The organism is Croceicoccus mobilis (assembly GCF_001661965.1).
Classification (GTDB): domain Bacteria; phylum Pseudomonadota; class Alphaproteobacteria; order Sphingomonadales; family Sphingomonadaceae; genus Croceicoccus; species Croceicoccus mobilis.
The window spans coordinates 37,408-61,205 of the sequence record NZ_LYWZ01000021.1; the positions used below are offsets into that span (position 1 = coordinate 37,408).

Sequence of the window (23,798 nt, forward strand, 5' to 3'; positions counted from 1 at the left end):
TCACATGCGTTGCAGTTCAGGCGATCTTGAGGATGAGCTTTCCCGTATTGCGCCCGCTGAACAGGCGCATGAACGCATCGTAGCTGTTATCGATACCCTCCTGCACATCCTCGTCCACGCGCAGCTTCCCCTCGGCCATCCACTGCGCCATCTGTGCCCCGCCCTCGGCAAAGCGGGGGGCGTAATCCATGACGAGATAGCCGTGCAGCGTCGCCTGGTGGACAAGCACCTGCCACAGGTTCTTGAGGCCGTGGCGTTCAACCGAATTATACTCGCTGATCAGGCCGCACAGCACGATGCGGGCTTCCTTCGCGAGGTGGAATACCTCGGCCTCCAATATTTCGCCGCCTACGTTTTCGAACACGATGTCGATGCCATCGGGCGCAGCCTTGGCCAATTCGGCGCGCAGGGCCTCATGATCCTTGCCGCGATAGTCGATGGCGACGTCGAAGCCGTAATCTTCGGTCAGGCGGCGGCATTTTTCCGGCCCGCCCGCGATCCCGATGGTGCGGCAGCCCAATATCTTGCCGATCTGCCCGACGGCGGAACCGACCCCGCCAGCAGCAGCGCTTACGCACAGGGTTTCGCCGGGCTTCGGCTTGCCGACTTCGGTCAGGCCGAAAAACGCGGTCAGCCCCACAGCGCCCAAGGCTGACAGGAAGCGCGAAGGGCTGTCGACGATCGAGACATCGACGACCGCGGTGAAATGGCCGGGTGTGACCGCGCTATATTCCTCGATCGAGTTCAGTTCGACGACCCAGCTTCCCACGGGGAAATCCGCATTATCGCTGGCCTCCACCGTGCCGATGCAGGTCGCGCGCACAGGATCGCCCAGCGGGATCGGCGGCATGTAGCTTTCTTCATCCGCCATCCAGCCGCGCTGCGCGGGATCGAGCGAGCAATAATGGTTGCGCATGACGAAGCCGCCTGCGGGCACGGCGGGAATATCTTCGTCGACGAGTTCGAAATCATTCGGCACCGGATCGCCCACCGGGCGGCGACGCAGGATGAATCGGCGATTGCCGGGCATGCCCCCTCTCCCCTTTAGGACTTCAGCTCGACCAGCACCTTGCCGGTATTCTTGCCGGTCATCATCCTTGAATAGGCCTCCAGCGTGTTTTCAAGGCCGGTCGTGATATCGAAGGGCACGTCGATGCGCCCTTCCTTGTACCAGTTCAGTAGCGTTTCGTAATATTCGGGGCCTCGTTCGGGCACGTCGGGCAGCAGGAACCCCTCGATTTTCAGACGGCGCATCAGCACCTGATCGTAATTGCGCGGGCCCAGCGCGCCATGTTCATCCGCGTAATTGGCGATCATGCCGCACACCGCGATACGGCCATGCAGCGCCATGTTTTGCAGCACGGCATCGAGGATCGCACCGCCCACGTTTTCGAAATAGGCGTTGATGCCGCCCTCGATCCGCGAAAGCGCCTCGGCGACATTCTCGTTCTTGTAGTCGATGCACGAATCCGCGCCGAGATTTTCAACGACGTGGCGGCATTTTTCGGGGCCGCCGGCGATACCGATGACCTTCGCGCCAAGGTTGCGCCCGATCTGGCAGGCAAGGCTGCCCGTCGCGCCCGCAGCAGCCGAAACGACAAGCGTCTCGCCCTCCTTGATGCCAAGGATGTCCTTCACCCCATAAAGCGCGGTCCAGCCGTTGAGCCCGAGCACGCCGAAATGCTGGCGCGGATCATCTATCGAATCGTCGACCAGCACCGCCCATGCATCGTCGGGACGCACGGTCGAATAATCGGCCCACTGGCCGAACACGCGGATCAGCGATCCTTCGGGAAAGCGATCATCACGGCTTTCGCTTATGCGGCCCAGTGCCTGACCGGCCATTTTCGAACCGAGCGGCAGCGGCGGCTGATAGCCGTCCTCGCGCGAGTTCATCCACATGCGGGTGCCCGCATCCATCGAAAGATACTCGCCTTTCACCCTGATCTCGCCATCGGCGAGCGGCGCCAGATCTTCGCTGACAAGCGAGAGCGCGGAGGCGAAATCATCGCCTTCCGGACGAGAATCGAGCCGCCAGAAACGGTTGGTGGTCATATTATGCATCCTTTCCCAATTGCGGGATTGGTGCACGCCCAGCCGCCACGTGGCCACCTGTCATTCTCGTTAGGCGCGCAGGCGAGCAACTCCTGCTATCGATTCGTTCACACCATAAAAAGGGTGAAGGGAGTAGAGATGTCTAACTGCAAGCACGGCCTGTTGGCCGCGTCGAGCCTTGCCAGCCTCGTTTTGCTGGCTAACCCCGCAATCGCTCAGGACCAGACCGGCAACGCCGTCGATCCGGTCGAAAACCAGGACCCCAATGCTGCCCCCGCAACGCGCGGCGGCCTAAGCGAAATCGTCGTCACCGCCCGTAAGCGCGCTGAAAGCGTGCAGGACGTTCCGGTCGCCGTGACCGCTATTTCCGAAGAGGCGATCGCGACGCGCGACATCACCAGCGTCGAGAAGATCGCCGCCATCGCTCCCCAGTTCAACGTGGGCCGCGCATCCAACGGTTCGGGCGCGCAGCTTACGCTTCGCGGCATTGGCTCGTCCTCGACCTCGATCGGTATCGAACAGTCGGTCGCGGTCGTCGTCGACGGTGCCTATTACGGGCAGGGCCGCATCATTCAGGAAGGCTTCTTCGATCTTGAACGGGTCGAAGTGCTTAAGGGCCCGCAGGCGCTGTTCTTCGGCAAGAACGCCACCGCCGGCGTGATCGCCATCACGTCCAAGAGCCCCGAATTCGTACCCGAATTCAACGCCAAGGCCGGTTATGAATTCGCCGCTGACCAGTGGCGGCTGGAGGCTGGCGGCTCGGTTCCGCTCAGCGATCAGATCGCGGTGCGCATCGCGGCACGCTATTCCAAGATGAACGGCGGCCTCTACGACAATATCTCGGTCAATCGCGACTATGCGACGCTTGATATCGCCACCGGCGACGTCACCAGCCACATCGCCTATCCCGCCGCGTCGAAAGCTCCGGGCGAGGAAGAATTCCTGACCCGCGGTACGCTGCTGTTCGAACCGAACAATGACCTGACCATCACCCTGAAGGCCGGTTACGATCACAACACGGTCAACAATAGCTCATGGAACTATGTCGCTTATGCCTGCGGGCTCGACAGCGGCAATTCGCAGCTGACCGGCTATGCCTGCACCAACGATTTCGTCACCCACCAGAACAACATCCCGGCCGACATCGCGCCGGTGTTCCCGCTTTCCAAGGAAGACGGCAGCCTGTTCAACCGGTACGAATCGGCCAATGTCACCGGCAATGTCGCGTGGCAGCTGGGCGACATGCAGCTGACTTCGGTCACGAACTACCAGTGGAACAACAACCAATGGGCCTGCGCCTGCGACTTCCAGTCGAGCGACGCCGGCACCTGGGCGACCGAGGATTCAAGCTGGAAGGCTTTCTCGCAGGAACTGCGCCTGCTGACACAGTTCGACGGTCCGCTTAACTTCATGATCGGCGGCCTGTATCAGGACACGCGCCGCGACTTCGATCAGTACATCATGTTCGCCAATCTGTCGGACAGCACGGCTTCGCCCGAAAACGAGTTCCTGGCGACGACCAAGACCAGCTTCACCAAGGGCGAGACTTTCGCGATCTTCGGTCAGATGACTTACAAGATCATGCCCGATCTCGAGCTGGCCGCCGGTGCGCGCTATACCGACGAAAGCAAGGACAGCTATTTCGCGCAGCCCTACAACAATGCCGCGCTGACAGGCATTTTCCGTTCGCCCGACGCGGCTGACGGTCTGGGCGAGGTGAACGCCAAGCAGAGCTTCAAGGACCTGTCGCCGGAAGTCACGCTGACCTGGAACGCGACGCCCGACGTGCTCGTCTATGGCGCGTACAAGACGGCGTACAAGTCGGGCGGTTTCTCGAACGGCGGCATCAACTCGCAATTGTCGAGCGATCCGCTGGGCGACCTGACCTTCGACAAGGAAACCGCAGAGGGTTTCGAGCTGGGCATCAAGTCGACGATCCTCGACAACCAGCTGCGCCTGAACCTGACCGCGTTCAACTATGACTACAGCGACCTGCAGATCGACTTCTTCAGCTCGGCCGTCTTCGCCTTCCAGACGCTGACCGCCGATGCCCGCACCCGCGGCGTGGAAGTCGAGTTCGAATATGCGCCCTATGCGCTCGACGGGCTCAACCTGCACGGTTCGATCAACTACACCGATGCGCAGTACACGAAGTTCCCCGAAGGCCCCTGCTATGCGGGCCAGACGGCTGCAGAAGGCTGCTCGATCGTCTCTGCCGGTGGCGGCCTGCGCCAGAACCAGACGGGGGCGACGCTTTCGGTCGCGCCGGAATGGACTGGCAACCTCGGCGTGGCCTATGACATGCCGGTCGGCACCGACTACATGCTGGGCTTCAGTGCGGATGCCCGCTATTCCGACAGCTACTTGCCTTCGGCGTTCAACAACCCGCTGTCGCGGCAGGACAGCTATGTCACGCTCGATGCCGGTATCCGCTTCGGGGCAGAGGACAAGGGCTGGGAACTGGCTGTCATCGGCAAGAACCTCACCAACGAGTTCTATGTCACGGGCGTCGTCGACGGGCCTTCGACCCCGGTCGCAAGCTCCCCTGCCGGCACCAAGGCCGACCAGCTCGGCTTCGGCACACTCCCGCGCACGGTCATGGTCCAGGCCAGCGTGCGCTTCTGACGCGGATGACCCTCAAGCCCCGCGCATGGTGAAAGGGGGAGGAAGCACAAACGCTTCCTCCCCCTCTTTTTTGGCCCGCTGCTCATGACCGGGCGAAGCGGATCGCCCGGTCATGGCGAGGTATCAGATGCCCTTGGGCCCCTGCTGGCGGTGGATGTTCTTGAAGGCGCGGCGCGAAAAGTACCAGCGACCGTCGATCTTGACGCATTCATCGTCATATTCGCCGCGGTCGCGCATGGTCTGCCCGTCCTTGTCATAGACCTCGGCGGTGTAGCTGCGCACGGTGGCGTGATCGCCATCAACCACGATGGAGCCGGGCCATGCCTGAAACATGATGCCGGGATATTGCTTCATCGCCTCTACCCACAGGCCGACGATATTGTCGCGCCCTTCCTGCGGCGGGAACTCGGGGTAGTCGGGCATTTCCCAGCGCGCTTCCGGCGCCCAGGTCGCGCCCCAGCTTTCGGCATCGCATTGCGTCACCGCGTCGGCATAGGCGTCCAGCAGGTCGCGGATCGCAAGGCGATCTTCATGAGGTCCGGTAAATGGCATTTTCTCATCTCTCCCAAGGGTTTTGATAGCCCGAGGGTAGAGATCGGAAGGGGCAGCGCGAAACTGGCGGTTTCGGCAGGGTGCGCCGCTTTGCCGGTCAGCTCTCGACCGGCACTTCCTCCATGCCCGGCGGTTCGTCGGGGACGCAGACCTCGATCTGGCCGTCCTCGACGCGCAGGTCGAATGTGCGCAAATCCTTGTAAGCCCCGCCGATGCAGCGGCCCGTCGCCATTTCGAAACGTGCGCCGTGCAGCGGACACATCACCGCGCCGCGGCGGATACGGCCACCCGAAAGCAGCGCCGCCTGGTGGGTGCATCGGTCATTGACGGCGTGGAACCCGTCGTCGGTCTTGGCCACCAGAACGTACCAGCCCGCCACTATTGCGGCGAGCTTGCCGGTTTCGGGGAATTCGTCCTGTGCAATCAACTTGTGCCAGCTTTCGCTCACGATCAGGTCAGTCCTCTTTGTCTCTTCTTAGCCTTGCTTTCCTGACTAGCGGCCCCGCGAGTCAGTTTCACGCTATTATATCCGATAGCTATCGCAAGCGCGCCGGATTGGCGAGAAACTGGTCCAAAGCGATAGAAAATGGGAGAGCGGAAATGACACCGGAACAGGCCGACGCATTCATCGACGAACTCTATGCCGCAACCGGAACCGGCGACTGGGACAAGGTCGCGGCGATGGTGACCGACGATCTCCTCATCACCGAAGCGGACGGGCTGCCGATGGCCGGCACCTATCGCGGCACCAATGCGCTGAAGGAGCTGTTCCTCGACGTGTTCGCCAAGCTGCAGGTGGAATCGCTGGAGACGATCTCGCGCACCTTTGGCGGCGAATATGCCTGCGTCATCCTCAAGATGCATTACGGCAAGGGCCTCGAACCGGCGGAGCTCGTCGAGATGTTCCGGTTCCGTGACGGCAAGGTCTGCGAAATCAAACCCTATTACTACGACCCGGCCCCCGTTCTGGCGGCCGCGGCTGCGCACACTGGAAACTGATATCATGAGCGAGACGGCACAGCCCAACATCTTTGGCGTAAGCGACAAGGCGAAGGCGATCGGCGACAAGGTCGAGGCCTTTGTGCGCGAAACCATTGCCCCCTATGAGCGCGACCCGCGCCGCGACCACCATGGCGCCGCCACTGACGAACTGGTGGCGGAGATGCGCGAAAAGGCGCGCGCAGCCGGTGTTATGACCCCGCATATCATGGACGACGGCTCGCATCTTTCGCAGGTCGACACCGCCTATGTGCTGATCCGCTCGGGCCTCTCTCCGCTGGGCCCGCTTGCCTGCAACACCATGGCGCCGGACGAAGGCAACATGTATCTCCTCGGCCATGTCGGCAATGACGAGTTGAAGCGCCGCTTCCTCGACCAGCTGGTATCGGGCGAATCGCGCAGCGCCTTCTTCATGACCGAGCCTGCCGATTGGGGCGGCGCAGGTTCCGACCCTTCGATGATGAAGACGATCTGCAAGCGCGACGGCAACCATTGGGTGGTGAACGGACGCAAGACCTTCATCACCGGGGCGCAGGGCGCCAAGGTTGGCATCGTCATGGCCAAGTCGGAGGAAGAGGGTGCGGAAGGTGCCTGCATGTTCCTTGTCGACCTGCCCGACCCCGCCATCCGCATCGACGAGGTTCCCAACACCATCGACACCTCGATGCCTGGCGGCCATGCGACCATTACCATCGAAAACCTGCGCATTCCCGCCGACCAGATGCTGGGCGAAGCGGGCGAAGGGTTCAAATATGCGCAGGTGCGCCTGTCGCCTGCACGGCTCTCGCACTGCATGCGCTGGCTGGGCTGCTGCATCCGCGCGCAGGAAATCGCGGTCGATTACGCATGCCGCCGCGAAGCGTTCAAAAAGCCGCTGATCGATCATGAAGGCGTGGGCTTCATGCTGGCCCAGAACAAGATCGACCTCAAACAAGCCGAGCTGATGATCTACTGGTGCGCCTCGGTGCTCGACACCGGCAATCTGGGCACGACCGAAAGCTCGATGGCGAAGGTGGCCGTCGCCGACCTGTTGATGACCATTGCCGACAATTGCGTGCAGGTCATGGGCGGCACCGGCGTCACCGACCGCACCATCGTTGAGCAGGTGTTCCGCGAAATCCGCGCCTTCCGCATCTATGACGGCCCGACCGAAGTGCACAAATGGTCGCTGGCCAAGAAGCTGAAGAAGGGCTGGAAGGTAGCGAACGCATGACCGACGCGATTGCCGAGGCCAATACCGGCACCACCGCGGTGCGCGAAGGCTATGAGATCGACCTTGCCGCGCTGACCGGCTGGATGGAGGCTAATGTCGAAGGCTTCGAAGGCCCGATCGACATCGCCCAGTTCAAGGGCGGTCAGTCGAACCCGACCTATCGGCTGACCACGCCGGGTGCGAGCTATGTCCTGCGCCGCAAGCCGCCGGGCGAGCTGCTCAAGGGCGCGCACGCGGTGGAGCGCGAAGCGAAGGTCATGACGGGTCTGGGCAAGGCCGGGTTTCCCGTGCCGCGGGTGCACGGCATCTGCACCGACGAAAACGTCATCGGGACGTGGTTCTTCGTGATGGACATGGTGGAAGGGCGCATCTTTTGGGACGCCACTTTCCCCGACGTGCCCAATGCGGATCGGCCCGCCTATTTCGACGCGATGAACGCGACCATGGCGCAGTTGCACCAGGTCGATTACGAGGCCGTCGGTCTTGGCGATTATGGCCGCCCCGGCAATTATTTCGCGCGCCAGATCGGCCGCTGGTCAAAGCAGTATCTGGCCGACGAAGAAGCTGGGCGCGACCCCAATATGGACCGGCTGGTCGAATGGCTGCCCGCAAATATTCCCGATGGCGATGAGACATCGATCGTCCACGGCGATTTCCGCTGCGACAACATGATCTTCCACCCGACAGAGCCGCGCGTGCTGGCGGTTCTGGACTGGGAGCTTTCGACGCTGGGGCATCCGCTGGCCGACTTTGCCTATCACGCGATGATGTATCACATGCCGCCCGACATCGTGGCGGGGCTGGAGGGCGCGGATCTTGCCGCGCTGAACATTCCTTCGGAACAGGACTATGTCGCCGCCTATTGCGCGCGCATGGGGCGTGAGAGCATTCCCAACTGGGATTTCTACATCGCGTTCCAGTTCTTCCGGCTGGCCGCGATCTTCCACGGCATCAAGGGCCGCGTGATCCGCGGCACCGCGGCCAATTCGCAGGCGCGCGAGAGGGCCGAGGCCTTTCCGAGGCTGGCGCAGCTTGCCGCAGACGCGATGGAACGCTGCGGCTGACAGGGCCGGGCGTCTAGCCCAGCTTGCGCAGAGGGTCGCTGCCGTCCCAGTCGACGGCGGCGTCCTTCATCATTGCGAATAGCTCCGCTCCGCCCTCGCCCAGCTGGACGAATTCGGTGATGCCGCCCGCGCCAAACCCGGGGTCGGCGTAAATGACGCGCCCGTCCTCGCCGATCTTGCCTTCGACCACGATGGTCGCGCCCGCAGCTTCCAGCACGCGGCGCGCCTCGGCGATATCATCGACAACCTGGCAGATGTGGTGCAACCGGTCATGCACGGCATATCGCCCGGTGTAATGCGCCGGGGCATCGTTTTCCGGCCGCACCAGCTCGATCTGCATGTCGCCCCAATAGGCGATGGCAACGCTGAACATCGCGTCGGTCGGTTCGCCCATGCAGGTCATGTCGCCCAGCTGGATATTCTCCAGCAGGAAGAAGGGCCCCACGCCCATGTCCTTCGTCCAGTATTCCAGCGCGGCATCGAAATCCGCCGGCAAATATGCCTGCTGCATCACCGGGCCAAGCGCGGCGATGGTGCCTGAACGGGGCATGGGGTCTCTCCTGTCTGTCTTTTCTATGCGAACAGCTGTTCGGGGTCTTCCATCAGGGCTTTCAGCGTCTGGAGGAACTGTGCGCCCGCCGCCCCGTCGATCGCGCGGTGATCGACCGAAAGCGTCATCGAGATCATCGTGGCGAATTCAATATCACCCGCCTCGTTTTCGACGGCACGGCGTTCAGCCGCGCCGACAGCCAGGATCGCACCCTGCGGCGGGTTGATGATGGCATCGAAATTCTCGATCCCGAACATGCCGAGGTTGGAGACGGTGAACGTGCCGCCATCCATCTCCTCATAGCCGAGGCGGCCTTCCTTGGCCTTTTCGATCAGCCCTTTGGTCGCGCCGGCAATCTGGTCGATCCGCATGCGGTCGGCCTGCCTGACGATGGGAGTAACAAGGCCCTTGGGGCTGGCCACCGCGACCGCGACATCGGCGTGGGGGAAGCTGTGGATCTCCTCCCCATGCAGCTGCACGTTGACATCGCGGTGCTTCGCCAGCGCCTTGGCCGAGGCCATGACGATATAGTCGTTCACCGACGCCTTGGCACCCAAGACCATGTTCGCGGTCTTGCGCACGGCGAGCAGCGCATCAGCCCTGACAGATACCCGCAGGTAGAAATGCGGGATCGTCTGCTTGGCCGCGGTCAGACGCTTGGCGACTACCTTGCGGATCTTGTCGAAGGGCTGGATATCGGGTTCGTTCGCCACCGGCACGAAAGGCGCACCCAGCGCCGGGGCGCCGGTATCCTGCGGCACCTTCGCCAGCACGTCCTTCTTCGAGATGCGCCCACGCGCACCCGTGCCCTTCACTTCGCCAAGGCTGATCCCGTGGATCGCGGCGATGCGCCGTGCCAAAGGGGAAGCATAGTACTCGCCCTCGTCAGGCAGGACCGTCGTGCCCTTGTAGCTGCGGCTGGACGGGCCGCGCAGCGCCTGCTGCACGTCCTGAAACGTGATGCGACCGCCGCGCCCCGAACCCTCGATATCGGTAATGTCGACACCTTCGGTTTCAGCCAGTTTCAGCGCCTCGGGGCTGATCGGGCGGTTGGTGTCGATGGTTATGGCCCTGGGCTTGTCGCCCTCGCCCGCTATCGCCGCTTCCTTGGGCTTGGCTTCCTTCTTCTTCTGCTTTCCAGCGGCCACGCCGCCCTCGGCGGGTTTGAAGTCCGCGATGAAGCTCTCGATCTCCTCATCGCTGGCCGAGCCGTCGTCGAACACGGCCAGCAATGCGCCAACAGGCTCGGCATCGCCGCCGCCCTCGACCACGATGCGGCGGATGGTCGCATCATATTCGGCCTCGACCTCATTGGTGATCTTGGCAGTCTCGATCAGGCAGATCAGGTCGCCGCGGGCGAAGCTGTCGCCTTCGGCGAATTTCCATTCCGCAACGGTTCCCTCGGTCATCTCGATGCCCCATTTCGGCATCGTAAAGGCACGGATCTTTCCCATGGTCTCGCGCCTCCTCAGCTATAGGCCAAGGCCTTGCGCACGGCAGCCTCGACCTTGTCAGGGTTGGGTAGGTACGCGCTTTCCAATTCGCGCGCGAAGGGGATCGGCGTATGCGGCGCGGTCACCATCTGGACCGGAGCCTTGAGGCTCGCGAACGCCTTTTCGGCGGCCAGCGCCGAGATGTCGGTGGCAAGACTGCAACGCGGCGGCGCCTCGTCCACGATGACCAGACGGCCCGTGACCTCGACCGAATCGAGGATCGCTTCTTCGTCGAGCGGGCTGGTGGTGCGAAGGTCGATGACATCCGCCCCGATGCCATCCTCGGCCAGCGCGTCGGCGGCCTGTTCGGCCATGCCGACCATCATGCCGGTGGCCACGATGGTCACATCTTCGCCCGCGCGGGTCAGCCGGGCGTGGCCAAAGGGGATGGTGAAATCCGGATCGTCAGGCACTTCGCCCTCAATCCCGTAGAGAGCCTTGTGCTCCATGAAGATCACCGGATCGTCGGTACGGATCGCTTCGCGCAGCAGCCCGGCGACATCGGCGGGCGTGGTCGGCATCACGACCTTCAGCCCCGGCATGCCGGTCAGGATCGCGTGCGGGCTCTGGCTGTGCTGGGCCGCGGCGTTATAGCCTGCGCCATAGACCATGCGGATGATGGCCGGGCAGCGCGTCTTGCCGCCGAACATATAGCGGAATTTCGCGATCTGGTTCCAGATCTGGTCCAGCGAAACGCCGATGAAATCCGCGAACATCAGTTCGGCGATCGGGCGCTTGCCGCACAGGGCAAGGCCGCCCGCCGCGCCGACGATGGCGCTTTCGGAGATCGGCGTGTCGATCACGCGGTCCGCGCCGAATTCGCCGAACAGGCCGGTGCTGGTCGACCAGATCCCGCCAATGGCTTCGGGACCGCCATCGGTGCCCATGCCCCCGACGACATCCTCGCCAAGCACGACGACGCTGTCATCGCGCTTCATTTCCTGGAAGATCGTGTTGCGAACGGCGTCGCGATACATCATTTTTGCCACGGTAATCGTCTCCGCCGGATCAATAGTCGATATAGACGTCGGCAAGGACGTCCTCGGGCGTGGGCCGGTCGGCCGCACGGGCAGCGGCAACCGCCTCCTCGATGGTCTTGGCGACCTCTGCGTCCACGGTGTCGAGGTCGCTGCCTTCCAGCAGCTTGGCCTCGGTCACGGTTTCGCGGAATTTCTTGATGCAGTCCCGCTCGGCGCGCAGGCGGTCAAGCTCGCCCTTACCGCGATAACGCTGCGGATCGCCCTCGAAATGTCCATAAAAACGCTCGGTATCGAACTCGACCGCGGCGGGGCCATTGCCTGCGCGGACATATTCGAGGACTTCGCTCATCGTGTCGTGCACGGCGGAGAAATCGGTGCCGTCGGCGCGCCATACCTTCATGCCGAAAGCCTCGGCGCGGCTGGCGATGTCCTGCTGCGTGCCGACCGCGTATTCGAAACCGGTGTGCTCGGAATAATGGTTGTTCTCGAACACGAAGATCGCGGGCACCTTGGTCACCACGGCCATGTTCATGGCTTCGAAAGTGGTGCCTTGGTTACAGGCCCCGTCGCCCGAAAAGGCGATGGAGACCTTGAGCCGTCCGCTCTCGTCCTTGCCGTCGAGCTTGGCCGCCATGGCCGCGCCCACCGCGATCGGTGCGCCCGCGCCCACGATGCCGTTCGCGCCCAGCATGCCCTTGTCGGTGTCGGCGATATGCATCGAACCGCCCTTGCCCTTGCACAGGCCTTCGCGGCTGCCCCAGATCTCCTTCATCATTCCGGTCACGTCGCAGCCCTTGGCCAGACAGTGGCCATGGCCGCGATGGGTGGAGACGATCTTGTCATCATCGCTCAGATGTTCGCACACGCCCACGGCCACGGCTTCCTGTCCGGCGTAGAGGTGAGTGAAGCCGGCGATCTCGCCGGTCTGGATCTCGTCGTGCAGCAGTTCCTCGAAATCGCGGATCGTCTTCATCCGGCGATAGGCCTGAAGCAGGTCTTCACGGCTGAGTTGCATGGGTTAGTCTCTCCCGGATTATGGACGTCAAAGACCCAGCACGGTCTTGGCGATGATGGTTTTCTGGACTTCATCGGTGCCGCCGAAGATCGTCCATGCACGGCTGTTGAGATAGCGCGGCGCAGCAACCTGCGCACGCGGGCAACCCAGCGCCTGCGGGGCATTGTCGCCATAGAGCGGGCGCGCCATCGGCAATTGCATGCCAGCAGGACCGAACAGATCGACCGCCAGCAGGTCGATATCCTGCCGCAGGTTCGATGCAATCAGCTTGGTCAGCGAAGTCAGCGGCCCCGGCTTTTCACCGCGCGCAATGCGCGACAGGATCTTGAGTTCGATCATCTCAAGCGACTGCACGCCAAGGCGAAGCCGCGCGACCTGCCGCCGCCAGTCGATGTCGTCCTTGAGCGTGCCGCCCTTGGCCGCCATGTTTTCCGACATGGCGAAGATCTGTTCGAGATCATAGGAAAGCTTGGGCGCGTGGCACGAACCGCCGCGCTCGTTCTCCAGCAGGAACTTGGCGATGGTCCAGCCCTGCCCTTCCGCGCCGACAAGATCGTCTGCCGGAACCTCGACGTCTTCCATGAAGACCTGGTTCACCTCATGGTCGCCCGCCAGCGTCAGGATCGGACGAACAGAGATGCCCGGCTGGTCCATGTCGACAAGAAAGAAGCTGATGCCTGCCTGTTTCTTCACATTGGGATCGGTCCGGGCCAGCACGAACATCTTGTTCGCCCAATGGGCATGGGTCGTCCAGATCTTCGAACCGTTCAGGATATACTTGTCGCCCTTGCGCACGGCGCGGGTCTGGAGCGAGGCCAGGTCGGAGCCGGCATTGGGTTCGGAGAAACCCTGGCACCAGTAATCCTCACCCGACAGGATGCGCGGCAGATATTTTTCCTTCTGCTCCTCGGTCCCGAAATTGAAAATGACGGGCGCGACGAGCTTCAGCCCCAGCACGGTCAGGTTCGGCGCGCCAGCAAGGGCGCATTCCTTTTCGAAGATATAGCGCTGCGTCGGCGTCCAGCCAGTGCCGCCCCATTCCTTTGGCCACTGATAGGCGAGCCAGCCCTTCTTGTTCAGCACCGCGTTCCATTCCTGCCCGATTTCGGGTTCGACGAAAACGGTGGGGGAGCTGATCGCGCCATCGCGGATCGTGTCCGTCAGGTTTTCAGCCAGAAAGGCGCGGACCTCCTGACGGAACGCCTCCTCCTGCTCGCTCAGTTCGATATCCATCTCAACGCTCCAGTATCGTGACCGCGGACACGCCGGGGGCACCATAGACGTGGCTGTAGGCGGTGTTGGGTGAGCCGGGCACCTGCCGTTCCCCACCTTCACCGCGCAGCTGCACGACATTTTCATAAACCTGCCGCAGGCCCGAGGCGCCGATCGGCTCACCACAGGCAAGGCAGCCACCATCGGTATTGACCGGCAGCTTTCCGTTCAGCTCGGTCCAGCCTTCGGCCAGCCATTTTTCCTGCTCGCCGTCGGCGCAGAAACCGTTCTCGGCCATGTGCATCAGCTCCGCGCCCGCCTCGGTATCCTGAAGCTGGGCAACACGGACATCGGCAGGGCCGATTCCGGCAATCTCAAACGCGTCGCGGCTGGCGATATTGGTGGCGGTGCCGCCGCGCTCGACATCGACGCTGGGGGCGAACACTTCGAAGCTGCCCGGCGGGCGGGTGCGCATGGTCGCGGCCTTCAGCCGGATCGGCGTGATGCCCAGCTCGCGGGCCTTCTTCTCGCTGGCAAGGATCAGCGCCACGCCGCCCTCTGCAGGCGAGCAGAACATGAATTTGGAATAGGGATCGGACACCATCGGCGCGTCGAGGATAACGTCGATCGGCACCGGCTCGCGCCGCCATGCATGCGGCGCTTTCGCGCCATTGCGGAACGCCTTTTCCGAAACCCGGCCCAGCGTGTCACGCGAAATGCCGTTCAGCGACATGTAGCGCATGATCTTGTTCGCAAAGAACTGCGTGGTGACCATGTAGCCTGCCTCACCATACCATTCAGGCAGGTTGTATTCCGAAGGCTTGGCATCGAAGGCGCCGCGCGGATGCTTGTCGAAACCGACGGCGAGGCCGATGTCGCATTCGCCCGACTTGATTGCCATTTGTGCCGAAAACAGCGCCGATCCGCCCGCCGCGCAGCCATTCCTCACATTGATGAACTGCACGCCGGTCAGGCCCAGGCGGTCGACCATGGTGTCGGGATTGCCCGCCGCTTCCGACGCGCCATAGGCGAACTGGATGTCCTTCCACTCCAGCCCCGCGTCGCGCAGTGCTTCGCGCACGGCGAACACGCCCTGGTCCACGCCGCTCATTCCCTCGGTCCGGCCAAAAGGATGGATGCCGATGCCGATGATGCAGACGTCGCCCATTACGCCGCCTCCGCCATGGCTGCGGGGCGGAACGCTGGTACCAGCACGGTTTCGCCCGTCGATTTCTCAAACGGCATGGGCGCGAATTCCAGCTTCATGCCGATGGCGATGTCCTCGAATGCCACATCGGTCAGCCGCGCCTCGACGATGACCTGTCCGGGCAATTCGACATAGGCGACAGAGAAAGGTTCGAAAGCTTCCGGCCCCTGATAGGGCGGGCTCTTCGGGCGAAAACGCTGGATGGTGTAGCTCCACAGCGTGCCTTCACGCGACAGGGCCACGGGCTCGAATTCATCACCTTCGGGACAGGGAAATACGATGCGTCCGCTGGCCTTGCTCTGCCCGCCGATCAGGCGCGGCGGCTGTTCATCTGTGAACAGGTTCTCTGCAATCGCTTGCATCAATTTCCCTCTCCTGCCCGTATGCGGGCATGAATCGTCTTTGCTTGTCCTAGTTAAAGCGCAAAGCCGAGGCAGATGCATGCTGCTCAAAACGATAGGCTATCCTCTCGCACAGTCAGGAAAGCCGGGCGGCACAAGGCATCGCCCGGCACTTGAGGCCGGGGATCACCGCTGATGAAGGGAGGGCTTACGCCCGCTCAGTTCACCGAAAGATAGCCGAGCTGCGCCGCCTTGAAGACGGTCTGGCTGCGGTTCACCGCATCCAGCTTCGTCGAGGCGTTGTGGATGTGGAAACGCACGGTCGCGCGGCTGCGCGACATGATCATGCTGATCTCCATGTCGGTCTTGCCGATGGCGGCCCAGCGCAGGCACTCCACCTCGCGCTTCGAAAGACGCGAGCCGGGCGGGAGCGACTGCATCTCGCCCATGATCCGCGTATAGCTGGCGATGAAGGCGCGGGCATAGATGCCCAGCTCGTCGCCATGCTTTTCGAAAGTTTCCGACAGGTCGGTGCATTCGGCGTCGATGGGGTTGTAGCTCACCGCCCCGATCTTCCCGAACGCCATGTGCACGGGGACCACGATCGCAGCGCGCGTCCTGGCCCTGCTTTCGAAGTTATTGAGGTCGATCGCGTCGAGGAAGGGGTTCGGCACACGCTGGTGAAACCCCTCGCCATTGATCCAGAACGGCTCCGTCTCATAGCGGCAGGCCGAGGTGATCGGCGATTCGAGCGCGATGCGCGGAATGCGCCACCAGACTTTCTCGCTATCGGGCCAGCCGAAAATCTCGCTTGCAAGGATGTTTCCGTCGGCATCGACCGGCGTTCGCTTGTCCGCGATATCATGCGCGGGCGCAACACGCATGCCATATGCCTCCGCAATCTCTGCGAGGGCGCGAGCAGCTGGTCGGATATCTTCGGCCTTGACGATGGTCACGTCATCCAGCCGATCAATTACAATCTTCGGCATTATTCTTACCTCTCCGGAAGCAAGGACTATCCAGCACGGGACCAAAGAACAAGTCCGTTGCGCGGAATAGCCGAAATTCATCTCTTTCCAACATGCGACAATGGTGGCCCCTCCGGCGTGGCCACCGTGAGGTCGTTATGGGGTCATAGCCGCCACGCCCCTAACACTTTGCAGAGCCTTCGCATGGATCGAATGCTGCTATCCAGAAAGGCGGAAGAGGAGCAGAAAGTGAATTTCGAACTCAACGAAGACGAAGAGATGCTGAAGGCCGTGGTCGAGCGTTTCGTCGCCGACCGCTATGACGTCGAACGTCGCCGCAGCTATCTGAACGAAGAAGCCGGCTATAGCGCCGACAACTGGTCCGTGCTGGCCGAACTGGGCGTTCTGGCGGTGCCCTTTTCCGATGAGGATGGAGGCCTCGGCCTCGACGCCACGGCGCTCTCTGTTATTTTTCAGGCGCTTGGCGCGGGTATCGTGGTCGAACCCGTCCTCGAAAGTGCGATCCTGCCCGGACTTTATATCGCCGCGGGCCTTGCCGGCGACCTGCGCGATGACTGGGTCGCTGGGTTGATCTCCGGCGAAAGACGCGTTGCCATGGCCCGGCAAGAAATGACTCTGCGCGATCCGGCGCTACCGCGCGAAACCACCGTGCGCAGCAACGGAGACGATGTCACGATCGAGGGCGAAAAAGCCTATGCGATCGCCGGCGGCATGGCTGACGGCTTTATCGTCAGCGCCATCGGCGAAGACGGGGTCGAAGCACTTTTCCTGATCCCCGCCGACGCTGAGGGGCTGGATACGCGCGAATGGCGGCTTGCCGATGGCAGCTTTACCGCTTCGCTGACGCTGGAAGGCGTGACGATCCCTGCATCCAACCGGCTTGCCATCGACGATGCGGATCAGCAGCGGATCGAGACGCTCGCCAGCCTTGCCCGCTCGTCCGAGGCGTTGGGCATCATGGGTGCCATGTTCAACGAAACGCTCGAATATCTGCGCACGCGCGAACAGTTCGGCATGCCGCTCGGCAAGTTCCAGGCAGTGCAGCATCGCATGGCGGGCCAGTATGCGCTGCTCGAGCAGAGCCGTGCGCTGATCGAGCTCGCAGTGGTGAGCGAGAACAGCCCCGAGTTCGCCGCGAACACCGATGGCGCGCGGGCCTTCATCGCGGAAAATGCGCTGGAGCTTGGGCATGAGATGATCCAGCTGCATGGCGGCATGGGTGTTACCGACGAACTCGCGATCGGGCAGGGCCATAAACGCCTGCTGGTGCTTTCGCGCTGGCCTGAAGCGCCGCTCGTGACGCTGGACCGCTATGCCGGAGCGCTTTGAGCGCCCGGACATCGTTTCATGAAGGCGGCGTTTTATTTCGAGAATGGCGGACCGGAGGTCATCCGGTTCGGCGACCTGCCCGATCCGGACGTCGGCGCCGACACCGTCCTCATTCGCAGCGGATGGATCAGCATCGAGGGGGGTGACCTCCTCAACCGGATCCACACCCCGCCCGCCACCACCCCCTTCGTGCCGGGTTACCAGGCAGCCGGCATCGTCGAGGCTGTGGGCGACGAGGTCGAAGGGTTAGCCCCCGGTGACCGCGTCGTCGGCTTTGGCTGGAATGGCAGCCATGCCGAGCTATTCCCCGTTTCGCAGCGCCATGCCTATCGCGTGCCAGACGGCATGGATCTCAAGAGCGCCGCCATTATCCCCATCGCCTTTGGCACCGCGCATGATGCCTTGTTCGAATATGGCGGGCTGAAGCCCGGGGAGACCGTGCTGGTACAGGGCGCCGCCGGCGGTGTCGGGCTGGCCGCGGTGCAACTGGCCGCGCAGCATGGCGCAACCGTGATCGGCACCGCGTCGGGGGCGGAGCGGCTGGCGCGGATCGAGCCGTTCGGCCTTCACCACGGGATCGACTACAAGACGCAGGATATCGCAGATGCCTGCCGCGAGATTACCGGCGGCAAGGGCGTCGACATCGTGCTCGATCTCGCGGGTGGCCGGGGCAAGGATCAGCTGGTTTCGGCGCTGCGCGCGCATGGCCGCTATGCGGTCATCGGCGCGGCGGAGGGTACGCTGCCCAGTTTCGGATTTTTCGAACTGATCAGGAAGGCGATGCAGGTCACCGGCATATCCTTTGGCCGCGATATGCATACGCCGCGCGTGCATGCGCTGCTGACTTCGCTCTTCGAGCGATTTGCAGACGGCGGACTGACGATGCCGGTCGACCGGGAATTTGCCCTGTCTGATGCGCAGGCCGCGCATGAGCACGTGGCGGGCGCGCACCCCTTTGGCCGGGTCGTGATGCGGCCCTGACCCGCGTCAACAGGACGCACCCGTGCAAAGCCGCCCTCTTGTCGTTATGGACCGGCACATGGACAGCACCGGCGCGAGCGGCAATCTGCAAAAGGGAGCAAAGACCCGCGCCAGTATTCTGGACGCGGCCGAGCGGCTGTTTTCCCATCGCGGCTATGATGGCACGTCCCTGCGCGACCTTGCGGGGGAAGCGGATGTCCGCCTCGGCGCGCTCCACTACCACTTCGGGGCGAAGGACCAGGTGCTGGCCGCCGCTATCGACCGGCGACTGGGCACGCTGCATGACGAGATCGAGGCAAGCTTTGCCGCCGCCCGTGCGGGCAACCGGCTGTCGGACGTGCAGGACTGCGTGCGCGCCTTTATCATGCCCTTCCTCGTCATCAACGCCGATCGCAGCCATCCCCTCCATCATTTTGTGGTGATGACCTCGCATCTGATGAGCAGTTACCGCGTGCCGGAAGTCGAACCGGCGATCCGCCGCCTGTCCGCGATCACGCAGATATTCATCACCGCCCTTTGCGACATCCGCGCCGATGTCGATACCGACCGGCTGCTGACAGGGACCTATCTGATCGAGGCGGCGCTGATCTTCATGATGCAGGACCCCGGCTTCCTCGACGATCTGTCGGAGCATCACCACAGCGCCGAGCATCTCGACAGGATCGCCGATGCCAGCCTTGCCTTCTTCTCCGCCGGACTTTCGGCTCTGATCGACCGCTGATCGCACCCTCTCCGAAGCGATAGTTTGGACAATCGTCCAATTTTTATATGATCGGTCGGGTAAAAAAGCACGCGGCCCCGTTCCGGTGAGCCGCAGCAATGGGAGAGCGGCGATGAACAGCCAGACAGCAGTACCACCACCCATGGACGGGCGTGACCCGTCGAACCTGCGCGGCGACAAGATTACCGGCGACCGTTATTACTCGCCCGAATTCGCGCAAAAGGAATGGGATCACCTCTGGACCAAGATCTGGCACATTGCCGGGCGCACGGCTGACATTCCCGAACCCGGCGATTTCCTCGTCCATAATTTCATGCAGGAATCGGTGATCGCCGTCCGGCAGGACGATGGATCCGTCCGCGCTTTCTACAACAGCTGCGGCCATCGCGGCATGCGCATGGTCAGCGAATCCAGCTCCGTCGACACGTTCCATTGCCCCTATCACGGCTGGAAGTGGGGCAAGGACGGCACGCTGGTCGATGCGCAGGACGCCGATGTCGATTTCAAGCGCGGCAATCCGTGCGGCAAGCTGAAGCTGGGCGAATTGCGCTGCGACATATGGGGCGGCTTCGTCTGGTACACGATGGATGACGATGGCCAGAGCCTTGAGGAATATCTGGAACCGATGGTCGCGCTCTATCGCGGCTATCCGATGGATACCGCCGTGCGCGTCGCGTGGTACCGGATCGAGCTGAACGCCAACTGGAAATTCGTGACCGACAATTTCTCGGAAAGCTATCACACCCGCACCGCCCATCCGCAGGTTCCGCCATGGATCGATCAGGACGTCGACTCCGCCCGGCACGAAATGTGGCCCAAGGGGCATGGCCGCACGGTGCAGCCGATGCGCCCGTCGCTATCCGATCGCCCGGCAGGCGGCGGCAATGCGATGTTCGAGGCAGAGCTGCGCAAGTGGGACATCGATCCCGGCAAATACGAAACCTATGAGGAATTCGCGCTGCAGGGCTGGAAGGACCTGAAGGCTGCCAAGCAGAAGCTGTGGGCCGAAAAGGGCTATCGCCATTATGAGAAGATGAATGACGAGGAGATTACCGACAGCCCGCACACGGTGATCTTCCCGAATGTAACGATCAGCTTCCTGCCGGACAACCTTGTCTTCTTCCGGTCCGAACCGCATGCGTCCGATCCGGAAAAATGCTATTTCGACCTATGGTGCATGGCCTTCCCGGTAGAAGGTCAGACCGAGGTGGAATCGATCATGGCGGGGCCCAAGCCGCTACGCGAAGTGATGGAGTGCGAGCACCGCGAATTCGACGGCGGACGGGGCATTCCCGAGCTTGCCGGGCAGATCGTGTATCAGGACATGGAGCTGGCCGAGAACATGCAGGCCGGCATGCATTCGCGCGGTTATAAAGACGCCTATTTGTCGGATCAGGAAACGCGCATCCGCTTTTTCCATGAAGTGCTGAACGACTGGCTGAACGACAGTCAGCCCTGAAGCGGCGCCGAATGCCGAGATGAAAAAACCGGCAGTGGCTTTGCGCCGCTGCCGGTTTTTCTGTTCCGATCAGAACGGAATGTCGTCGTCGAGGTCGTCGTAACCGCCGCCCGAGCCACCGCCCGAAGAACCGCCCGACGATCCGCCGCCGCCCTGGTTCCAGCCGCCACCGCCACCAGAGCCACCGCCCTGGTTCCAGTTGCCGCCGCCACCGCCGCCGGAGCCGCCGCCCCATTCGCCGCCGCCGCCACCGCCGCCACGGTTGCCGCCACCGCCCGACGCACCGTCGAGCATGGTCAGCGTGCCGTTCATGCCGCGCAGCACGACTTCGGTCGAATAGCGGTCATTGCCCTGCTGGTCCTGCCATTTGCGGGTTTGCAGCTGGCCTTCGATATAGACCTTCGAGCCTTTGCGCAGGAAACGTTCGACCACGCCAACCAGACCTTCGGAGAAGATCGCGACGGTGTGCCACTCGGTGCGTTCCTGACGTTCGCCGGTGTTGCGGTCCTTCCATGTTTCACTGGTGGCAATGCGCAGGTTTGCGACCTTGCCGCCGTTCTGGAAGCTGCGGATTTCCGGGTCGGCGCCCAGATTGCCGATCAGCATGACCTTGTTGAGTGAGCCCGCCATGTCAGTGTCCCTAGCGTAGAATCGAATAAGAATTGCTTGCCCACTGACCTAGGGAGCCGCGCCGAGTATCGCCAGAGTTTGGAAGGGCGATTTCCCCATATTCGGGTCAGCCCATCGCATCGGCGCCGCTAAAGCCCCGCGCTGAGAGCGATCCAATAGGTCGCGCCCGCCGAGAGATAGGCCAGCGCAAACAGATAGGCGAGCATGAAGGCCGGCCATTTCCAGCCATTCGTCTCCCGCTTGGCGACAGCGATGGTCGAAAGGCACTGCGGCGCGAACACGAACCATGCCAGGAAGGACAGCGCCATCGGCAGCGTCCAGTCACCCGCCAGCCTGTCCTCCAGCGCCTGCGCGGTTTTTTCCTCGTCATCGCTGGCGACCGCATAGGTGGTGGCAAGCGAGGACACGGCGACTTCGCGCGCGGCCATCGCGGGGATCAGCGCCAGCGCCATGTCGCGGTTGAAGCCGATCGGTTCGACCACCACGGCAAGCCCGTTGGCGATATGGCCGGCAATGGATGCGTCGACCTGATCCTCGCCCGGACCCGCCTGCGGAAAGGAAAGGAGCAGCCACAGCACCACAGTGACGGAAAAGATGATCGTGCCCGCACGGCGCAGGAAGATCCACGCACGCTGCCAAAGGCCGATGGCCAGATCGCGCAGCCGCGGCATCTGATAGCGGGGCAGTTCCATGATGAAACCCGAACTGTCGCCCTTCACGGCCGAGCGGCGCAGGATCAGCGCAACCAGCATCGCGCCGACGATCCCAGCGATATAGAGCGCAAACAGGACCAGCCCCTGAAGCCCGATCCCCGGCCCCACCGAGCGCGCCGGGATAAAGGCGGCGATGATCACCGCATAGACAGGGAGGCGCGCCGAACAGGTCATCATCGGCGCGATCAGGATCGTGGTCAGCCGGTCTTTCGGATCGGCGATCGAACGCGTCGCCATGATGCCGGGAATGGCGCAGGCAAAGCTGGACAAAAGCGGGATGAAGCTGCGGCCCGACAGGCCGACGAATGCCATCATCCGGTCCATCAGGAAGGCGGCGCGGGCCATGTAGCCCGATGCCTCCATCAACAGGATGAAGAAGAACAGGATCACGATCTGCGGCAGGAATACCACCACCGATCCCACGCCTGCCAGCAACCCCTCGGTTATGGCGTCGCGCAGGATGTTTGACGGGAAAGTCGCCACCACCCAGTCGGAAATCGCCATGACCGCGCCGTCCAGCGCATCGGCAAAGGGCGTGGCCCAGGCAAACACGGCCTGGAAAATCACGAAGAGCAGCGCGACCAGAATGACCGGCCCGGCCCATGGGTTGAGCAGCACCTTGTCCAGCCCGCGATGCAGGCGACGCTGGCGCGTTTCGGAAAGGATCGCGGCCTTGGCCATGGCGCGCGCGGAAATGCGGCGTTCGGCCATGTCGAGATCGTCGGAAATGGCGGGTTCGATCTCGTGCCCGTCGGCGGCCTTGGCCAGCGCGGTCGACAATTCGGTCAGCCCCTTGCGACGCACAGCCACGGTTTCGACGACCGGAATGCCCAGCGCGTTTTCCAGCGCCTTGGCATCGAGAATCAGCCCGTCGCGTTTCGCCAGGTCGACCATGTTGAGCGCCGCCACCACCGGCAGGCCCAGCGCGATGATCTCTTGCGCGAAGACGAGATGCTGTTCGAGATTATTGGCATCGAGCACGAGGATCAGCGCATCGGGGCGGCGCTGGCCCTGCTGTTCGCCAAGGATGACCCGGCGCGTCACCTCTTCATCGGGGCTTGCCGCGTCGAGCGAATAGCTGCCGGGAAGATCGATCAGTTCAGCCAGTTCGCCGCTGGGCAGCGTCATGCGGCCCGATTTGCGCTCCACCGTGACGCCGGGGTAATTGGCGATCTTCTGGCGCGCGCCGGTCAGCGCGTTGAAAAGAGCGCTCTTGCCGGCATTGGGATTGCCTACCAGCGCAACGGTCTGAATCGGTCTGGTCACGCGGCGCTTTCCGGATTCGAATTTGATGCGGGCCGTTGCCCGGCCGGGTGCAGCCCTTCATCGGGCGCAGCTTCGACCATGATCGCACTTGCATGATGACGGCGCAGGGCAACGGTCATACGGCCCACCTCGATCGCGATGGGATCGCGCCCGCCGAAAACACCGCGATGAGCAAGCCTCAACACCGCACCGACATCAAAGCCCAATGCGCGCAAGCGCCGTGCCTCGGCATTGCCGAGATGGTCCCAGTCCACCGCAAGTATGCGGACCGAGGTGCCGAGTTCACAGTCAGCCAGCCTCTCACCGGCCATTGAGTCGCCTGCATTCGTCATGATGGGCGTGGCGCTCGCATATCGGAACCGGAATTGCAACTGGTTCGCAATATTGATCGAGCGCAATCACGC

At 62.8% G+C, this 23,798-nt stretch carries 23 protein-coding genes; 8 read left to right on the plus strand and 15 right to left on the minus strand.

Annotation, left to right across the window (positions count from 1 at the left end):
- Positions 1–16: 16 nt before the first annotated feature.
- The gene (locus tag A9D13_RS06995) at positions 17–1,030 is read right to left on the minus strand and encodes an NADP-dependent oxidoreductase (protein ID WP_066771950.1); all 1,014 of its coding nucleotides are present in this window, start codon (positions 1,028–1,030) and stop codon (positions 17–19) included.
- A 14-nt stretch (positions 1,031–1,044) separates the two neighbouring features.
- Positions 1,045–2,055, minus strand: a complete 1,011-nt coding sequence (locus tag A9D13_RS07000; protein WP_066771951.1) for an NADP-dependent oxidoreductase — start codon at positions 2,053–2,055, stop codon at positions 1,045–1,047.
- A gap of 138 nt (positions 2,056–2,193) precedes the next feature.
- Here A9D13_RS07000 and A9D13_RS07005 point away from each other — a divergent pair, with 138 nt between their 5' ends.
- The gene (locus A9D13_RS07005; RefSeq protein ID WP_066771952.1) at positions 2,194–4,680 is read left to right on the plus strand and encodes a TonB-dependent receptor; all 2,487 of its coding nucleotides are present in this window, start codon (positions 2,194–2,196) and stop codon (positions 4,678–4,680) included.
- Between the two features lie 123 nt (positions 4,681–4,803).
- Here the strand turns inward: A9D13_RS07005 and A9D13_RS07010 are convergent, their stop codons facing one another.
- Positions 4,804–5,232 (minus strand): nuclear transport factor 2 family protein, encoded by a 429-nt coding sequence (locus A9D13_RS07010; RefSeq protein ID WP_066771955.1) that lies wholly within the window; start codon positions 5,230–5,232, stop codon positions 4,804–4,806.
- A gap of 97 nt (positions 5,233–5,329) precedes the next feature.
- On the minus strand, positions 5,330–5,680 hold the full coding sequence (locus A9D13_RS07015; RefSeq protein WP_066771957.1) for a Rieske (2Fe-2S) protein: 351 nt from the start codon (positions 5,678–5,680) through the stop codon (positions 5,330–5,332).
- Between the two features lie 152 nt (positions 5,681–5,832).
- Between A9D13_RS07015 and A9D13_RS07020 the strand changes: the two genes are divergently transcribed.
- Genes A9D13_RS07020 through A9D13_RS07030 form a run of 3 tightly spaced genes read left to right on the plus strand, consistent with a single transcriptional unit; the run spans position 5,833 to position 8,508 of the window.
- Positions 5,833–6,231 carry a nuclear transport factor 2 family protein gene (locus A9D13_RS07020; protein ID WP_066771961.1) on the plus strand — a complete coding sequence of 133 codons (399 nt, stop codon included), beginning with the start codon at positions 5,833–5,835 and terminating at the stop codon, positions 6,229–6,231.
- A 4-nt stretch (positions 6,232–6,235) separates the two neighbouring features.
- A complete protein-coding gene (locus A9D13_RS07025) occupies positions 6,236–7,444 on the plus strand; it encodes an acyl-CoA dehydrogenase family protein (RefSeq protein ID WP_066771963.1) in 1,209 nt (402 codons plus the stop codon).
- Positions 7,441–8,508, plus strand: coding sequence for a phosphotransferase (locus A9D13_RS07030; protein WP_066771966.1), 1,068 nt, complete (start codon positions 7,441–7,443; stop codon positions 8,506–8,508). Before A9D13_RS07025 ends, A9D13_RS07030 begins: the two co-directional genes overlap by 4 nt.
- Positions 8,509–8,521: 13 nt before the next feature.
- Here A9D13_RS07030 and A9D13_RS07035 read toward each other — a convergent pair whose 3' ends face one another.
- The 8 genes from A9D13_RS07035 to A9D13_RS07070 all read right to left on the minus strand — a co-directional run bounded on the left by A9D13_RS07035 (position 8,522) and on the right by A9D13_RS07070 (position 16,295).
- Positions 8,522–9,058, minus strand: a complete 537-nt coding sequence (locus tag A9D13_RS07035; RefSeq protein ID WP_066771967.1) for a VOC family protein — start codon at positions 9,056–9,058, stop codon at positions 8,522–8,524.
- 23 nt (positions 9,059–9,081) lie between these two features.
- Complete coding sequence (locus A9D13_RS07040; RefSeq protein ID WP_066771968.1) at positions 9,082–10,512, minus strand: 2-oxo acid dehydrogenase subunit E2; 1,431 nt, start codon at positions 10,510–10,512, stop codon at positions 9,082–9,084.
- 14 nt (positions 10,513–10,526) lie between these two features.
- A complete protein-coding gene (locus A9D13_RS07045) occupies positions 10,527–11,540 on the minus strand; it encodes an alpha-ketoacid dehydrogenase subunit beta (RefSeq protein ID WP_066771969.1) in 1,014 nt (337 codons plus the stop codon).
- 19 nt (positions 11,541–11,559) lie between these two features.
- The gene (locus tag A9D13_RS07050) at positions 11,560–12,546 is read right to left on the minus strand and encodes a thiamine pyrophosphate-dependent dehydrogenase E1 component subunit alpha (protein ID WP_066771971.1); all 987 of its coding nucleotides are present in this window, start codon (positions 12,544–12,546) and stop codon (positions 11,560–11,562) included.
- Between the two features lie 27 nt (positions 12,547–12,573).
- Positions 12,574–13,779: an acyl-CoA dehydrogenase family protein gene (locus A9D13_RS07055; protein ID WP_066771973.1), complete on the minus strand. Its 1,206-nt coding sequence runs from the start codon at positions 13,777–13,779 to the stop codon at positions 12,574–12,576.
- Between the two features lies 1 nt (position 13,780).
- On the minus strand, positions 13,781–14,926 hold the full coding sequence (locus tag A9D13_RS07060; protein WP_066771975.1) for a thiolase family protein: 1,146 nt from the start codon (positions 14,924–14,926) through the stop codon (positions 13,781–13,783).
- Positions 14,926–15,327: a Zn-ribbon domain-containing OB-fold protein gene (locus A9D13_RS07065; RefSeq protein ID WP_066771977.1), complete on the minus strand. Its 402-nt coding sequence runs from the start codon at positions 15,325–15,327 to the stop codon at positions 14,926–14,928. Before A9D13_RS07065 ends, A9D13_RS07060 begins: the two co-directional genes overlap by 1 nt.
- Before the next feature lie 197 nt (positions 15,328–15,524).
- Entirely contained in the window at positions 15,525–16,295 is a 771-nt protein-coding gene (locus A9D13_RS07070) for a helix-turn-helix transcriptional regulator (RefSeq protein ID WP_066771981.1), read from the minus strand.
- Positions 16,296–16,478: 183 nt separating this feature from the next.
- Here A9D13_RS07070 and A9D13_RS07075 point away from each other — a divergent pair, with 183 nt between their 5' ends.
- The 4 genes from A9D13_RS07075 (at position 16,479) to A9D13_RS07090 (ending at position 20,785) form a co-directional block, all read left to right on the plus strand.
- On the plus strand, positions 16,479–17,624 hold the full coding sequence (locus A9D13_RS07075) for an acyl-CoA dehydrogenase family protein (RefSeq protein ID WP_244884883.1): 1,146 nt from the start codon (positions 16,479–16,481) through the stop codon (positions 17,622–17,624).
- 18 nt (positions 17,625–17,642) lie between these two features.
- Positions 17,643–18,605 (plus strand): quinone oxidoreductase family protein, encoded by a 963-nt coding sequence (locus tag A9D13_RS07080; protein WP_066771983.1) that lies wholly within the window; start codon positions 17,643–17,645, stop codon positions 18,603–18,605.
- A 58-nt stretch (positions 18,606–18,663) separates the two neighbouring features.
- Positions 18,664–19,326 (plus strand): TetR/AcrR family transcriptional regulator, encoded by a 663-nt coding sequence (locus A9D13_RS07085; protein WP_066772130.1) that lies wholly within the window; start codon positions 18,664–18,666, stop codon positions 19,324–19,326.
- 112 nt (positions 19,327–19,438) lie between these two features.
- Positions 19,439–20,785, plus strand: coding sequence for an aromatic ring-hydroxylating oxygenase subunit alpha (locus A9D13_RS07090; protein WP_066771985.1), 1,347 nt, complete (start codon positions 19,439–19,441; stop codon positions 20,783–20,785).
- Between the two features lie 69 nt (positions 20,786–20,854).
- Here the strand turns inward: A9D13_RS07090 and ssb are convergent, their stop codons facing one another.
- From ssb to A9D13_RS07105, 3 genes are all read right to left on the minus strand, one after another.
- Entirely contained in the window at positions 20,855–21,415 is a 561-nt protein-coding gene (gene ssb / locus A9D13_RS07095) for a single-stranded DNA-binding protein (RefSeq protein ID WP_066771986.1), read from the minus strand.
- Positions 21,416–21,543: 128 nt separating this feature from the next.
- Complete coding sequence (gene feoB / locus A9D13_RS07100) at positions 21,544–23,394, minus strand: ferrous iron transporter B (RefSeq protein ID WP_066771991.1); 1,851 nt, start codon at positions 23,392–23,394, stop codon at positions 21,544–21,546.
- A complete protein-coding gene (locus A9D13_RS07105) occupies positions 23,391–23,726 on the minus strand; it encodes a FeoA family protein (protein ID WP_308420410.1) in 336 nt (111 codons plus the stop codon). Before A9D13_RS07105 ends, feoB begins: the two co-directional genes overlap by 4 nt.
- Positions 23,727–23,798: the final 72 nt, after the last annotated feature.

Coding starts and splice junctions, on each gene's coding strand:
- A9D13_RS07060 (WP_066771975.1), bottom strand. CDS start 14,926: ATGGGCGACGTCTGCATCATCGGCATCGGCATCCATCCTTTTGGCCGG.
- A9D13_RS07085 (WP_066772130.1), top strand. CDS start 18,664: ATGGACAGCACCGGCGCGAGCGGCAATCTGCAAAAGGGAGCAAAGACC.
- ssb (WP_066771986.1), bottom strand. CDS start 21,415: ATGGCGGGCTCACTCAACAAGGTCATGCTGATCGGCAATCTGGGCGCC.
- A9D13_RS07005 (WP_066771952.1), top strand. CDS start 2,194: ATGTCTAACTGCAAGCACGGCCTGTTGGCCGCGTCGAGCCTTGCCAGC.
- A9D13_RS07035 (WP_066771967.1), bottom strand. CDS start 9,058: ATGCCCCGTTCAGGCACCATCGCCGCGCTTGGCCCGGTGATGCAGCAG.
- A9D13_RS07080 (WP_066771983.1), top strand. CDS start 17,643: ATGAAGGCGGCGTTTTATTTCGAGAATGGCGGACCGGAGGTCATCCGG.
- A9D13_RS07030 (WP_066771966.1), top strand. CDS start 7,441: ATGACCGACGCGATTGCCGAGGCCAATACCGGCACCACCGCGGTGCGC.
- A9D13_RS07025 (WP_066771963.1), top strand. CDS start 6,236: ATGAGCGAGACGGCACAGCCCAACATCTTTGGCGTAAGCGACAAGGCG.
- A9D13_RS07050 (WP_066771971.1), bottom strand. CDS start 12,546: ATGCAACTCAGCCGTGAAGACCTGCTTCAGGCCTATCGCCGGATGAAG.
- A9D13_RS07020 (WP_066771961.1), top strand. CDS start 5,833: ATGACACCGGAACAGGCCGACGCATTCATCGACGAACTCTATGCCGCA.
- A9D13_RS07055 (WP_066771973.1), bottom strand. CDS start 13,779: ATGGATATCGAACTGAGCGAGCAGGAGGAGGCGTTCCGTCAGGAGGTC.
- A9D13_RS06995 (WP_066771950.1), bottom strand. CDS start 1,030: ATGCCCGGCAATCGCCGATTCATCCTGCGTCGCCGCCCGGTGGGCGAT.
- A9D13_RS07070 (WP_066771981.1), bottom strand. CDS start 16,295: ATGCCGAAGATTGTAATTGATCGGCTGGATGACGTGACCATCGTCAAG.
- A9D13_RS07000 (WP_066771951.1), bottom strand. CDS start 2,055: ATGACCACCAACCGTTTCTGGCGGCTCGATTCTCGTCCGGAAGGCGAT.
- A9D13_RS07040 (WP_066771968.1), bottom strand. CDS start 10,512: ATGGGAAAGATCCGTGCCTTTACGATGCCGAAATGGGGCATCGAGATG.
- A9D13_RS07010 (WP_066771955.1), bottom strand. CDS start 5,232: ATGCCATTTACCGGACCTCATGAAGATCGCCTTGCGATCCGCGACCTG.
- A9D13_RS07105 (WP_308420410.1), bottom strand. CDS start 23,726: ATGACGAATGCAGGCGACTCAATGGCCGGTGAGAGGCTGGCTGACTGT.
- A9D13_RS07090 (WP_066771985.1), top strand. CDS start 19,439: ATGAACAGCCAGACAGCAGTACCACCACCCATGGACGGGCGTGACCCG.
- A9D13_RS07065 (WP_066771977.1), bottom strand. CDS start 15,327: ATGCAAGCGATTGCAGAGAACCTGTTCACAGATGAACAGCCGCCGCGC.
- A9D13_RS07075 (WP_244884883.1), top strand. CDS start 16,479: ATGGATCGAATGCTGCTATCCAGAAAGGCGGAAGAGGAGCAGAAAGTG.